This window comes from Streptomyces sp. NPDC026500 (assembly GCF_055567635.1).
In genome coordinates, this window is record NZ_JBVHQB010000048.1 from 1 (window position 1) to 12,849 (window position 12,849).

The following is a 12,849-nucleotide window of genomic DNA, read 5'->3' on the forward strand; positions in this document are numbered from 1 at the left end:
TTGGCGGTGTTCTGCTCCACCACGTAGACGAGTCCGCCGGTCTCGTGGTTGACGTTCGCCAGGAACGCCGCGGCCTCCTGCTTCCTGACCGTGTCACTGCCGCTGTTGGCGAATGCGGGGTAGGAACTCAGGGCGGCCTTGAGGCCGTTGTAGGTGTAGAAGGAGTTCCGGTTCGGGAACATCTGGTTGAACTGCGCCTCGCCGACGACGAAGCCGTCGGAGGGGGTCGTCGAGCCGCCGTCGCAGGCGTAGGGCTCCCAGTACCAGGTGCTGATGACGGGGTCGTAGCCCGGGTTGTCGTGCTCGGCGATGTAGGCCTTGCCGTCTGTGTACCGGACGATGTTGCCCGTGGCATAGGACCTTCCTGCCACCCAATTCGGGTAGCTCGAACAGGATGCGGCGGACGCGCTCGCGGCCGGCAGCAGCGCCGGTGCGGAGGTTCCGATCAGAATCGCGGCCAGGAGGGAGGCGGCGCGGCGTTGTGACACAGGATCAGTCCTTTGCGGAGCAAGGCAGCGCCGGAGGCAGGCAGAGCCGTGCGCGTACGCCGACGGAGGGTCGGCGCCGCAGAGTCCGGGCGGCCGCGGTGGGGGGTGTGGGGCCACACTCAACCGCTTTGGTCTGTACCAGTCAAGGGTGTAGACCAGTCAGCGCCTGACGACGGTGGCAGGAAAGTGCCGGGGGTCGGACGGGGGCTGAGTTCGCTTGCCAGCCCGCACCCGCACCGGCACCCCGCACCCGCACCAGCCCGCGTCATCCGACCGGGAACTCGATCAGCCGGACAAGTCGCCGTCGCCGGTGTCCCGTTCGGCCTGAACCCAGCCCAACTGTGCATCGCCAAGTCTTGAATGCGTGGCACGACACGGGCCGGTCGAGCCGTCGGGGTCCGAAGGCGTCGGGCGATCGGACGCGGCACAGGAGGTGCCGGCTGGTGCTCCGCCGTGCCGGACGCCCGAACTTCCTTCATTTCGGCTTCAGTTGTTGACGTCTGGAACGTGTGGGGATACAACCCGGAGAGAGCGCTCTCCGTCTGCTGTTGCTCCGCCCCCACACACGCCGACTCGGCACGAGGAGACTCCGCATGCAGTCCTTAACCAGCGCCCTTCCCGATAGACCGTCGGGCATGACCGCACGGGCCCGTACGGCTCTCGGTCTGGTCGTCGTCCTGCTCGCCGCCTGCGTCGCCTTCCTGACCCCGTCACCCGCGCAAGCCGCCGACCAACTGCTCTCCCAGGGACGACCGGCCACGGCTTCGTCGGTCGAGAACGGCTCCTTCCCGGCGGGGGCCGCGGTCGACGGCAATACCGGCACCCGGTGGTCCTCGGCCTTCTCCGACCCGCAATGGCTGCGTGTCGACCTCGGTTCCGTCCAGCAGCTCACCCGCGTCACCCTGAACTGGGAAGCCGCCTACGCCACGGCCTTCCAGATCCAGACCTCCACCGACGCGAACACCTGGGCCACCGTGTTCTCCACGACGACCGGCACCGGTGGCAGCCAGAACATCAACGTGACCGGCAGCGGCAGATACGTGCGCATCCTCGGAACGGCGCGAGCCACCCCGTACGGCTACTCCCTGTGGGAGTTCCAGGTGTACGGGCCCGGAAGCACCACCCCGCCCGACGCCTTCTGGGGCACGACCAGTGACATACCAGCCGCGAACAACGCCGTCGAGGTGAAGATCGTCAACCGCACCAACGGCAAGTACCCCGACAGCCAGGTGTACTGGAGCTTCAACGGACAGGTCCACTCCATAGCCGAGCAGCCGTACCTCGACATGCCGGCGAACTCCGCGGGCCGCATGTACTTCTACCTCGGTTCGCCGAACGGTCCCTACTACGACTTCATCGAGTTCACCGTCGGCAACAACGTCTTCAACGGCAACACCACCAGGGTCGACGCCTTCGGCCTCAAACTGGCCATGCGCCTGCACACCAAGGACGGGTACGACGCCGAGGTCGGTGAGAACCGGCAGACCTTCGCCGAGGACCGCGCGACCACCTTCCAGCGGTTCACCGCCGCCGTTCCCGACCAGTTCAAGGTGCTCGCCCAGAGCCAGGCCCCGTACCGCATCATCGCGCCCGGCAGCGACCCGAGCTTCCGGGCGGGCGGCGCGAACGCGAACTACTTCACCGCCTACGCCCAGTCCGTGGGCGTCAGCGCCGCCACCTCCGACATCTTCGGCTGCGCGGCGGCTCTCGCGGGCAACCCCAACATGTGCGCCGCCCTCAACCGCCATGTGGCCACCCTGCCGGCCTCCCAACAGGGCGACCCGGCCCAGTACTACAAGGCGGCGCCCGCGAACTACTACGCCAAGTTCTGGCACGACAACGCCATCAACAACCTCGCCTACGGCTTCCCCTACGACGACGTGGCGGGTCAGTCCTCCTTCATCTCCCACGGCAACCCGCAGTGGCTGCTGGTCGCCGTGGGCTGGTAGCTGCGTCCCGGATCGTGGGGTCCGTGCCGGTTCGACACCGTCGTGTCAGCGAAGGGGATCGATCACGACGCCGGGATTGAGGATCCCGGACGGGTCCAGCACGGCCTTGCCCGCCCGCAGGGCGGCTGCGAAGAGGTCGGGACGCTGCCGGTCGTACCAAGCCCGGTGGTCCCGGCCCACCGCGTGGTGGTGGGTGATGCTGGCGCCTTGCGCGATCAGTGCCTCGGAGACCGCCTGCTTGATCTCGTCCCACTGCTCCACGGTCCTGCCCCACTCGCCCGCGGCGTAGATCCCGAAGTACGGGGCGGGGCCGTCGGGATAGACATGGGTGAACCGGCAGGTCACGACGCCCGTGGCGCCGACTTCGCGCAGGGCCTCCTGAGCCGCGGTGCCCACAGCCGCGCGGAGGCCGGCGAACCGGTCCCAGGTGCAGGCCGTCTCGAACGTCTCCACGATCATGCCCTGAGCCGCGAGTGCGTCCCGCTGATACGGCATCCGCAGGAAGGAGGAACGCCAGGTGTCGGCGGCCGAGGTCCGCGCGGCCGCGTCCGCGATGTCGGTGTACCGCGGCGGTTCCGGCAGGGTGCCGCCGTGGTCGCGGCAGAGTTCCAGGGCGCGTTCCATCGAGGGGGTGACGGGGTGGTCGGCGGACTCGAAGCCGAGCACGAGGACCGCGGTCGGGCTGCCCGCGTTGATCAATGCCTCCATGGGGTCCAGCAGCCGGCAGTTGGCCGGATCGAGTCCGGACTGCGACAGGGCTCGTACGGCCTGGACGCCCGCCTCGTAGTCCCTGAACGCCACCGAGGCTCCCGCCCGCCGGCGGGGCCGGTCCTGAAGGCGTACCCAGGCCTGGGTGATGACACCGAGCGCTCCCTCGGAACCGAGGAACAGCCGGTCGGGCGACGGGCCGGCACCCGAGCCCGGGAGGCGGCGGCTCTCGACGACACCGGCGGGGGTGACCACTCGCAGCGACTCGGTGAGGTCGTCGATGTGGGTGAGGCGGGTCGCGAAGTGGCCGCCGGCCCGGGTGGCCAGCCAGCCGCCGAGACTGGAGAACTCGAAGGACTGCGGGAAGAACCGGAGTGTGTATCCGTGGGGCCTCAGTTGCTCCTCGAGGTGTGGGCCGAGGACCCCGGCCTGGACGAGTGCGGCCCGGCTGGTGTCGTCGACCTCCAGGACTCGGTCCAGAGAGCCCAGATCGAGACTGACCACTCCGGCGTACTCCTCACCCGTACGGGCTTCGACGCCTCCCACCACGGAGGTGCCGCCGCCGAAGGGGACGACCGCGATGCCGGCGCCGTCGCACCACTCCAGCGTGTTCACCACCTCGGCCTCCGACGTGGGGCGCACGACGAGGTCGGGCACATGGGGCAGTTTTCCCAGCATCGCGCGTACGACGTCGCGGAACGCCTGGCCATGACTGTGCGCCAGGCGGTCGCGTGTGTCGTAGGACGCCAGCCGTGCCAGCGCCGACGGAGCCGTCACCCGGCTCGGGGCCACGTCGAACGCCTCGACCGGCGGAGGCTCGTGAACGGTCAGGTCCGCCTCCGGAAGCAGCTCGGCGGTGCGCCGGGTGAGTTCGGCCCGCTCCGGGCCGGTCACCGCGTCCTCGACGTTTCCCCAACCCCACCACGATCGCGTCTTGCGGCTCATCGTCCCCCCAGCTATCTGAACGTCAGGTAAATTACCGAGCGGTCACTTTGGCATAGGGTGGGGACATGAGCAAGCAGGACAAGGCCACGCAGGGCGTAGGCACCAAGGGGATGCCCCGCAAGGACCGGGAACGGTTGATCCTGGAAGCGGCCGCCGAGGAGTTCGGCGCGAAGGGCTATGCGCGCGGGTCGACCGCGGACGTGGCGGCGCGGGCCGGCATCACCAAACCCATGATCTACGAGTACTTCGGGTCCAAGGACCGGCTCTACCTGGCCTGCCTCGAGCGCGCGGGCACCCGTCTCGTCGAAGCCGTCGCGTCCGCCCAGCGGGGACCGTCCGACATCACGCGCGCCGTGCGCACTCTGGAGGCCGTCTTCCGCGCGCTCGAGTCGCGCCTGCACGACTGGGAACTCGTCTACGACGGGACGCTTCCGGCGGAGGGCCCGCTGGGTGCCGCCGCAGCCGGGTACCGGAGGGAACTCAACCGGATGGGGGCGGTGGGCGTGGCCGAGTTCCTGCGCGCCTCCCCGGCCACCGAACCCCTGGACGCCGACCTCGTCACGCACCTCTGGTACGGGACCGTGAGCGCCGCGGTCGCCTGGTGGCGGCACCACCCCGAGCAGACGGCCGACGAGATGGCGTCGCGATTCGAACGCATCGTCTCGGTGCTCTGCCCGGACGTAGGGGTGACGCCCGACGCGACCGGAGGATCGTCCGGTGCGGCCGGTGATTGAGGGGGCGGGTGCGCGACTTCGGGCGGGACGCCGGCCGATGCTCGGCTGAACATGGCGTTCCATCAGGCACTTTCCCGCCGCCGATCCGCACTCTGCTGCTGAAGCGGTTCAGCGAGTTGTACGGGTCGACGGCGGGATCGCCGTTTCGGCGTCCGCATTGGCTTCCTCAGAGCCAAGCGGCTGTGTACTGCCCGGGTCAGGACACGTCGCGGCGCATGGACGTGGTGACGGCGAGTACCGCGAAGACGAGCGTGTAGACGGCGAGGACGGCGCCGCCGCCCCAGCGCGGCAGCAGGTCCCCCGTTGTCATTGCCTTGGCCCCGGCGCCGAGCGCCTGGCCGGCGTTGAACGGCAGCCAGCGGGCGAGGTCGCCGATCAGCTGGCCGACGATGCCTTCGACCAGGGCGACCCACGCCAGGGCGACGGCGATCGCGCCGACGAGCCTGCGGACGAGCGCGCCGACCCCCACGCCGATGGCGGCGAACGCCGCGTTCCACGCGATGCCGCCGCCGATCGTGGCCCACATGTGCGGGTCGGTCCACGCGAAGGACACGCCCTTGTCCGCCCACCAGGCGGCTGCGACGCCGAGGCCGACGAGGCTGCTGACCACTCCGGACACCGCGCCGAAGACCGCGTGGACCAGGAGCTTCGCGCCGATGACGCGGCCGCGTGCGGGAGTGCTCAGATAGGTGTCGGTGATCGTCTTGTGCCGGTACTCCCCGGCGACCGCGAGGATCCCGAAGACCAGTGTGAAGATCGAGGTCAGGCCCACGTGCGCCAGCGCGCCGCTCTGCGTGGCCGTGTCCAGCGTCTTGTCGCTGGACACCACCAGACCGCTGACACCGGCGATCACCAGCAAGGGTGATGCCGCCAGGAGCAGCCACGGGCTGCGGATGGTGCGTAGTTTCAGCACCTCGGTGCGGATCAGGGTGTACATGTCCTTGGTTCCTCGCGCTCAGCGGTGGGCCGGCGTCGTCGTGACGCCGGTCGCGGGGTCGGTGTCCGGGGTCGACGTCAGCCGGAGGAACGCGGCTTCGAGCGTCTCCCCTTTCGCTGCGGTCAGCTCGGCCAGCGGGCCCGCGTGACGCAGGGTGCCGCCCGCCACGATGACCACACGGTCCACGGTCTGCGCCACCTCGCTCAGCACATGGCTGGACATCAGCACCGTGCGGCCCTCCTCGGCCAGACCACGCAGCAGATCACGAAGATCGGCCATGCCCGCCGGGTCCAGCCCGTTGGCTGGCTCGTCCAGGACGAGCACCTTCGGGTCACCGAGCAGGGCCGCGGCCAGGCCCAGCCGTTGGCGCATCCCGAGCGAGTAGCCGCCCACCCGCCGGTGCGCGGCGTCGGCCAGGCCGACCCGGTCCAGCACCTCCTCGACGCGTGAGCGCGGGATCCCGCCGGCCCGGGCGAGGATCCGCAGGTGATCGCGGCCGAGCCGGCCGGGGTGGAAGCCGGTTGCCTCCAGCACCGCGCCGACCACCCGCCTCGGTTCCGTCAACTCGGCGTAGTGGCGGCCGTCGATCAGGGCCCGGCCCGCGGTGGGCGTCACGAGGCCCAGGAGCATGCGCAGCGTGGTGGTCTTGCCGGCCCCGTTCGGGCCGAGGAACCCGGTCACCACTCCCGGCTCGACCTCGAAGGTGAGGTCGTCGACCGCCGTCACCGCGCCGTACCGCTTGGTCAGGCCGTCAAACGTGATGCCGCCCTTCATGGCGTCCGCCGGCGGGGGATGGGTGAAATGGTCGCGTGCATCAGGGTTCGTACCTTCCCAAAGGTGTCGATGACTTGCTTCGATGCCCGGCATCGGGCGCTGCCATCACCCTTCCGAGCCGGGCGCCGCGCGTCGTCGGGCGGGCACGGTAAGAGCAGCTACCGCGGACGCGGTGGTCACGCCGCCTGCTACCGCGGTCGCGGTACGTTCGGCTGCCACGCGAGGATGACGGCGGTCGGCAGGTGGCCGCCTATCGTGAGGGCATGAGCGCCCTTGCCCACCTGCGTCAGGCCGCCCGCCGACATGCGCACCTGGCGGACGCGGCGATCGCCCTGGCCGTTTTCGCAGCCACCCTGCTCACCGCGTTCACGGGGCGTTCCGCGGTGGCCGGAAGCCATCGCACCGTGACGATCGTCGCCGCCGCGCTCGGCTGCGGGGTGCTGATCGGGAGGCGACGGCGCCCGCTGGTGGCCCTGGGGGTCAGCGCGGGGGCCGCGGAGGTGTTCCTTGCCGAGAGCGGCAACAGCGATGGGGTGCTGATCCTGCTGGCCCCGTTGATCGCCCTGTACACCGTCGCCGACCTGGTCGAACGCCGCCCCGGCCTGATCCTGGGCTGTGCAGCGGTGGCTGCGCTCGCCCTCGTCCACGCCGTGCACAAGCCGGCGCTGCTCGGCCCGCAGAACCTGGCGTTCATGGCGCTCGGCGGCCTGGCGATCGCGGCCGGCGACTCCTCTCGCAACCGCCGTGCCTACCTCGCCGAGGTCGAGCGGCGCGCCGAGCGGGCGGAACGGGAGCGCGAAGTGGACGCGCGGCGCCGGATCGCCGAGGAGCGGCTGCGCATCGCCCGCGACCTGCACGATGCCGTGGGGCACCATCTCGCGCTCATCAGCGTGCAGTCCAATGTCGCCGGGCAGGCTCTCGACCGCGACACGGCGGCGGCACGCGAGGCGCTCGCCCACGTGAAGTCCGCCAGCCGCAAGGGCCTGGGGGAATTGCGCGACACCGTCAGCCTGCTACGGCAGCCCGGAGACCCCGTCGCCCCGACCGCGATCCCCGCGCCCGGACTGGACGGCCTCGACGAGCTCCTTGCCTCGCTGCGCGCCTCCGGCCTGGACATCGACTTCCTTGTCGAGGGCAAGGCCGTACCCCTGGCACCCGCGGCGGATCTCACCGCGTACCGCGTGATCCAGGAGTCACTGACCAACGTCTACAAGCACTCCGGCCGACGGCAGGCACGCCTGACGCTGAGCTACGACCGGCTCGAGCTACGCGTCACCGTGGACGATCCAGGAGGTGAACGCACCGTCGGAGGGCGTGCCCAGGCCTCGGGAACAGTCGAGCCCGGTCGGCACGGCATCGTCGGCATGCGCGAACGGGTCCTCGCGCTCGGAGGGCACTTCACCGCCGGCCCGCGCCCGGGCGGGGCCTTCCAGGTGACCGCGGACCTGCCCTACCAGCCCCTCGACCTCGCCCCGGAGCCCGCGCTTTGACCATCCGCGTAGTCATCGCCGACGACCAGCCTCTGGTGCGCACCGGTTTCAAGGCCCTGATCGAGCCGGCGCCGGACCTGGAGGTGGTCGGCGAGGCAGGTGACGGGCGTGAGGCGGTGCGACTGGCCAGGACCGCGCAGGCGGACCTCGTGCTGATGGACATCCGCATGCCGGTCCTGGACGGCCTCGCGGCGACCCGCCTGATCACCGGGGACGAGGACCTCGCCGGGGTGAAGGTTCTGATCCTCACCACCTTCGAGATCGACGAGTACGTCTTCGAGGCACTTCGTGCCGGGGCCAGCGGTTTCCTGGGGAAGAGCGCCGACGCGGAGGAACTGCTCCAGGCGGTTCGCACGGTCAGCCGCGGCGACGCGCTGCTGTCTCCCGCCGCGACCAGAACCCTCATCAGCCGTTTCCTCGCCGCACCCGCGACGCCGCAGCCCCTGGACGAGGCGGGCCGCCGCGGTCTGGAGGCGCTCACCGGGCGCGAACGGCAGATCACCACGCTCGTGGCGACCGGGCTGTCCAACGACGAAATCGCCGCGCACCTCGCACTCAGCCCCGCCACCGTCAAGACCCATGTCAACCGCGCCATGGTCAAGGTCGGCGCACGCGACCGCGCCCAACTCGTGGTCTTCGCCCACCGCAGCGGCCTGGCCGAATCGCTGTAGCGCGACTCCTCGGGTGTAGCGCACGTTCAACTGCGCCGACGCGCCTGCAGCGTGCCCCGCCGCCACGGCAGGCGACGATACTTGCCGTGATCGTGATCGTGATCGTGATCGTGATCGTGATCGTGATCGTGATCGTGACCGCGGACCGCGGACCGCGGACCGTGACCGGGGACCGGCCGGTCCAGCCGGTCCGGCGAGGCGTGAGGAGATCGTCACTCGTGAGTGACCAGTGCGACCGGCCGATTCACGTGGTGGATCAGCGCGTGGGCCACCGGACCGGTGTGCGCTCCGACCGCGGCAGGCCGCCTGCGACGGCCCATCACCAGCAGGCCGGCCCCCTCTGCGGCGCGTACCAGGACATGGGCCGCGCGGCCCTCGTGGAGGTTCTCGATGACCACCACGTCGGGGTACTTCGCGAGCCAGGGGTCGAGCAGCCTCTCGAGCCCACGCTCGGCCTCCTGCCTGAACCGGGCGCGCTCCTCGACGCCTGAGGCGACCCTGGTGAGCGGCACGTGCCAGGCGTGGACGGCGCGCAGAGGCGCGTGCCGGAGTCTGGCCGCACGGAATGCGAAGTCCATGACGTCGTCGCAGCAGCTTCCGTCGATGTCGACGACGACCGCGACGTCACGGAAGGGAGTACGCACCGACGGCTTCCCCGAGCCGTCGGGGAGGTGTTCGTCCTCAGCGGTCTCAGCCGACCGGACGAGGACGACGGGGCGGTCCACGTGGGCCACGGTGGCTGCGGCGACCGATCCCGACATGAACCCGCCGACGCCGCCGAGGCCCTGACTCCCGAGCACCAGCAACTCCGCGTTCTCCGCCTCGGCGACCAAGGCGTGGCCGGGCTGCCTGCGCACCTGCTCGGCGGCGATGTACAGCCGCGGATACCGTTCGTTCAAAGACGCCACGGCATCACGCAGGACTCGGCGTGCGTGGTACTGCGGTGCCCGGACCTCGGGCAGGTCGGCGTCGGTGTGATCGTCGGGCAGGCCCTCCCAGGCGTGCACCAGACGTAGCGGAAGTCCTCGCCTCAGGGCCTCCCTGGCCGCCCAATCAGCCGCGGCGAGGCTTTCCTTCGAGCCGTCCAGACCAGCCACGATCGGTCTCGTCATGACCGTCACCTCCCCGTCCGTAGTCCGTTGACGACGCCACCGGCCCCTGACCGGAGTCGCGGCAAGAGCACGGTGAAAGGCGCCTAAATGTGGGGCACGACGGCCACGGGGCAGCCGACGTGGTGAATCGCGGCGTGCGTGACCGGTCCGGTGCGTGGGCCAACCGATTGCTCGGAGAGCCGGTGCCCGACGACGAGGAGGCTCGCTTCGGTCGCGGCCCGGACGATGGCGGTCGGGGCCCTGTCCTCCACCACGGTCTCCAGGACGTCCACGTCGGGGTACTTCTCACGCCACGCCTGGAGTACGGCCCTGAGGAAGCCCAGCCACTCCTCGCCCCGCGAGGAGCGGTCCACCAGACCGATGTCTCCTGCTCCGAGACCGACCGGGCCGGGTGCATGCCAGGCGTGCACGACCCGCAGGCGCGCGTGCCGGAGCCGGGCCGCTTCGAAGGCGAACTCGATGACCTCGTCACAGGCGTCGTCAAGATCCATGGCCAGCACCACGTCCCGGTATCCGGTGTCCGTCGAAGCGGTCCCGTCGCCTGCCGGCACGTGTTCGTCCTCCGCCCTCTCGTCGGCCCGTACGAGGACGACGGGACGTGTGGCCTTCGCGACCACGCCGAGCGCGACAGAACCAACCAGGAAGCCGGTGAAGCCACTCAGCCCACGCGAGCCAAGGACGGTCACATCGGCCTGGTCCGCCGCTTTCAGCAGGGCCGCGACCGCCGGACCTTCCACCTGCTCGTCGGAGAGGGCGACATTTGGGCACTCGGTGCGGACGACGTCTTCTGCCTGGCGCAGGAAACGCCGGGCCAGATGCCGCTGGGCAGCGTTCGCGATCTCGCCGTCCTGCTGGCGCGGGTGCCAGTTCCATGCGTGCACCAGACGCAGCGGTCGGTCCCGCCGCTGGGCCTCTCGGGCTGCCCATACGGCGGCTGCCCGACTCTCCGCGGATCCGTCGACTCCGGCGACAACGGGTGGCAACATCTCGGCACCTCCTGCGCTAGGTCTGTCATGCAGTACCAGCGTCACGCCGCGCTCCGCGCCGTGGCAGGGGCTACCGGTCCCCTCCCAAGGGCCGTCCGGCCCCTCTCCGCGCACTGTCCGCGGTCACTCTGGAACAAGGCGGCGGCATGAGTCCCAGGTCTCACGAGGTACCTGTGCCGTGGGCACCGATTCCCGGCAGCTCGCATACGTCATCCGGAACATCCGAAGGTGACGACCCACTGGTCTGACCGCTGACCGCTGACCGCTGACCGCTGACCGCTGACCGCTGGTCCCGGACTCAGCCGGGCGCCGCGCGGTCAGGTCTCGGCCTTCGCCGGTCATCCGCGGGGGAAACCGGACGTGCGGGCTGCCTTGCCAGGCCGACGGCAGCGGCTCCCGGCTGCCGCAGGACCTGCGCCAGCCGGCGCGTGTGCTCAGGCCAGCGCGGCCTTGAGCACGTCGAAGGCAGTGTTCGGGTCGGCCACGGCGTGGTAGATGCCGGGAATGTCGCGGTCGTCGAGGCCGAGCAGACCGTAGACGGCGTGCATGGCGCCGCGCACGGAGTACTCGACGGTGAAGACGACGTCTTCCGGGATCTCCGTGAACTGGCCGAGTAGCGCGAAGTTGGCCGCGCCGCGGGGCAGGACCGGAGGCCGGTCGTGGACGGTGCGCGGGGCGAACTGACTGGTGATGTACGGCATCATGACCGGGATGACGGTCGTGGTCGCCGCGACCTGTTCCTCGATGTCGGACATGCCGAGGTGGCCGAGCAGTTCGGTGAGGATCTCCCGGCCGGTGGCCTCTGCCATCGGTTTGCCGATGAAGTCGCCATGGCGGTCGACGAACAGGCCGTAGCCCCACAGAGTGCAGACATCGTCGGGCTGGTCCTCGAAGTGCGGCGGATGCGGAACCACGATCGACATCAGCCAGTTGGAGTCCTTGAACGTCATCAGGGCGCCGGTGCCGGGGCGATTGCCCGACAGTTCCTCGATGCGGCGCAGCAGCAAGGGGCTGCGCATGGTGAGGGTGAAGGACTCCCATTTGGCCTCGTCGATGTTGCCGTTGAAGGCGGTGGGACGGCCGAGGTCGTCGGTCTTGCCTGCGATGGTCTCCCACAGGCGCCAGCCGCCGTCGCGCTTGTCGCGGACCAGCTCGGGCGCGGAGTCGTCGCTGCCGTAGGCGGCGTCGGCGGTCATCGAGCCCAGGGTGAGGAACGCGTAGTCGCCGGCGCCGAGTTCGCGGGTGTCCTGTTGTCCGTCGCGTTCGAGGTGGAGACGTCGTACGCGACGGGCGCCTTGCTGGTCGGTGCTGAAGTCGACGTCGGTGACCCGCACGCCGTACTCGAACTGCACACCGTGGTTCTCCAGCCAGGCCCGCAGCGGCCGGATGATCGAGTCGTACTGGTTGAGGCGGGTACGGCGCACCCCGGCCAGGGTGTGCATGCGCGGGAACTCCTGCATGAAGCGCAGGAGGTAGCGCTTGAGCTCGATGGCGCTGTGCCAGTTCTGGAAGGCGAAGGTGGTACGCCACATCGTCCAGAAGTTGGTGGCGAAGAAGTGCGGGGAGAAGAAGTCCTCGATCCGTCGCGCCCCGATCACTGCCTCGGGCAGCACCAGCAGACGGGTCAGCTCCAGGCGATCGCGCGTGTCGAGGCCGTAGTCGGACGCATCCAGGACGGTGGCGTCCTTGCCGATGAGGCGGGCCATGGCATGGGTGGGCAACGTGGCGTTGAACTCCGTGATCTCCTCGCGGACCGACATGTTCTTGTCGGTCAGCGTGGGGATGCTCTCCAGGAGGTTCCACAGGCAGCTGTATGCCTCCTCCTCCAGCATCCGCCCGCCGCGGGTGACGTATCCGTCGGCTTCGCCACTCCCGTCCAAGGCACCGCCGGCGACGGAGAGTTCCTCCAGAACGTGGATATGTTCGCCGGGGAAGCCACCGTCGCGGATCAGGAAAGCTGCTGCCGCGAGGGAGGCGATGCCGCCGCCGACGAGATAGGCGCGGGACTGGTGCGGGGCGTCGGCCATGACGTCCCTCCGTTCTGCGTTCCGCCGC

11 protein-coding genes are annotated in these 12,849 nt (G+C 70.1%); 4 read left to right on the forward strand and 7 right to left on the reverse strand.

What is annotated here, in order from left to right; genetic code table 11:
• Nucleotides 1-488 (reverse strand): glycoside hydrolase family 19 protein (locus tag ACZ4N5_RS41640; protein ID WP_467762174.1); only part of this gene is annotated, 488 nt, incomplete at its 3' end.
• 593 nt (nt 489-1,081) lie between these two features.
• On the opposite strand from ACZ4N5_RS41640, the gene ACZ4N5_RS41645 reads away from it, so the two are divergent.
• Entirely contained in the window at nt 1,082-2,437 is a 1,356-nt protein-coding gene (locus tag ACZ4N5_RS41645; protein WP_467762175.1) for a beta-1,3-glucanase family protein, read from the forward strand.
• A gap of 45 nt (nt 2,438-2,482) precedes the next feature.
• On the opposite strand, the gene ACZ4N5_RS41650 is transcribed toward ACZ4N5_RS41645, so the two are convergent.
• Nucleotides 2,483-4,090 (reverse strand): FAD-binding oxidoreductase, encoded by a 1,608-nt coding sequence (locus tag ACZ4N5_RS41650; protein ID WP_467762176.1) that lies wholly within the window; start codon nt 4,088-4,090, stop codon nt 2,483-2,485.
• 65 nt (nt 4,091-4,155) lie between these two features.
• Here ACZ4N5_RS41650 and ACZ4N5_RS41655 point away from each other — a divergent pair, with 65 nt between their 5' ends.
• Nucleotides 4,156-4,824, forward strand: a complete 669-nt coding sequence (locus ACZ4N5_RS41655) for a TetR/AcrR family transcriptional regulator (RefSeq protein WP_467762177.1) — start codon at nt 4,156-4,158, stop codon at nt 4,822-4,824.
• A gap of 196 nt (nt 4,825-5,020) precedes the next feature.
• Here ACZ4N5_RS41655 and ACZ4N5_RS41660 read toward each other — a convergent pair whose 3' ends face one another.
• Both ACZ4N5_RS41660 and ACZ4N5_RS41665 read right to left on the reverse strand, forming a co-directional pair.
• Nucleotides 5,021-5,761 carry an ABC transporter permease gene (locus ACZ4N5_RS41660; RefSeq protein WP_467762178.1) on the reverse strand — a complete coding sequence of 247 codons (741 nt, stop codon included), beginning with the start codon at nt 5,759-5,761 and terminating at the stop codon, nt 5,021-5,023.
• 18 nt (nt 5,762-5,779) lie between these two features.
• Nucleotides 5,780-6,535 (reverse strand): ABC transporter ATP-binding protein, encoded by a 756-nt coding sequence (locus ACZ4N5_RS41665; protein WP_467762179.1) that lies wholly within the window; start codon nt 6,533-6,535, stop codon nt 5,780-5,782.
• 263 nt (nt 6,536-6,798) lie between these two features.
• Between ACZ4N5_RS41665 and ACZ4N5_RS41670 the strand changes: the two genes are divergently transcribed.
• Nucleotides 6,799-8,025: a sensor histidine kinase gene (locus ACZ4N5_RS41670; protein ID WP_467762180.1), complete on the forward strand. Its 1,227-nt coding sequence runs from the start codon at nt 6,799-6,801 to the stop codon at nt 8,023-8,025.
• Nucleotides 8,022-8,696 carry a response regulator transcription factor gene (locus ACZ4N5_RS41675; protein WP_467762181.1) on the forward strand — a complete coding sequence of 225 codons (675 nt, stop codon included), beginning with the start codon at nt 8,022-8,024 and terminating at the stop codon, nt 8,694-8,696. Before ACZ4N5_RS41670 ends, ACZ4N5_RS41675 begins: the two co-directional genes overlap by 4 nt.
• Before the next feature lie 212 nt (nt 8,697-8,908).
• On the opposite strand, the gene ACZ4N5_RS41680 is transcribed toward ACZ4N5_RS41675, so the two are convergent.
• The 3 genes from ACZ4N5_RS41680 to ACZ4N5_RS41690 all read right to left on the reverse strand — a co-directional run bounded on the left by ACZ4N5_RS41680 (nt 8,909) and on the right by ACZ4N5_RS41690 (nt 12,821).
• Nucleotides 8,909-9,808: a universal stress protein gene (locus ACZ4N5_RS41680; RefSeq protein WP_467762182.1), complete on the reverse strand. Its 900-nt coding sequence runs from the start codon at nt 9,806-9,808 to the stop codon at nt 8,909-8,911.
• 83 nt (nt 9,809-9,891) lie between these two features.
• Nucleotides 9,892-10,794, reverse strand: coding sequence for a universal stress protein (locus ACZ4N5_RS41685; RefSeq protein WP_467762183.1), 903 nt, complete (start codon nt 10,792-10,794; stop codon nt 9,892-9,894).
• A 434-nt stretch (nt 10,795-11,228) separates the two neighbouring features.
• Nucleotides 11,229-12,821, reverse strand: a complete 1,593-nt coding sequence (locus tag ACZ4N5_RS41690) for an oleate hydratase (protein ID WP_467762184.1) — start codon at nt 12,819-12,821, stop codon at nt 11,229-11,231.
• Nucleotides 12,822-12,849 lie beyond the last annotated feature (28 nt).

Excerpts from the sequence above, each read along its gene's own strand:
- ACZ4N5_RS41690 (WP_467762184.1), bottom strand. The coding sequence starts at position 12,821 with ATGGCCGACGCCCCGCACCAGTCCCGCGCCTATCTCGTCGGCGGCGGC.
- ACZ4N5_RS41685 (WP_467762183.1), bottom strand. The coding sequence starts at position 10,794 with ATGTTGCCACCCGTTGTCGCCGGAGTCGACGGATCCGCGGAGAGTCGG.
- ACZ4N5_RS41655 (WP_467762177.1), top strand. The coding sequence starts at position 4,156 with ATGAGCAAGCAGGACAAGGCCACGCAGGGCGTAGGCACCAAGGGGATG.
- ACZ4N5_RS41650 (WP_467762176.1), bottom strand. The coding sequence starts at position 4,090 with ATGAGCCGCAAGACGCGATCGTGGTGGGGTTGGGGAAACGTCGAGGAC.
- ACZ4N5_RS41680 (WP_467762182.1), bottom strand. The coding sequence starts at position 9,808 with ATGACGAGACCGATCGTGGCTGGTCTGGACGGCTCGAAGGAAAGCCTC.
- ACZ4N5_RS41670 (WP_467762180.1), top strand. The coding sequence starts at position 6,799 with ATGAGCGCCCTTGCCCACCTGCGTCAGGCCGCCCGCCGACATGCGCAC.
- ACZ4N5_RS41660 (WP_467762178.1), bottom strand. The coding sequence starts at position 5,761 with ATGTACACCCTGATCCGCACCGAGGTGCTGAAACTACGCACCATCCGC.
- ACZ4N5_RS41645 (WP_467762175.1), top strand. The coding sequence starts at position 1,082 with ATGCAGTCCTTAACCAGCGCCCTTCCCGATAGACCGTCGGGCATGACC.
- ACZ4N5_RS41665 (WP_467762179.1), bottom strand. The coding sequence starts at position 6,535 with ATGAAGGGCGGCATCACGTTTGACGGCCTGACCAAGCGGTACGGCGCG.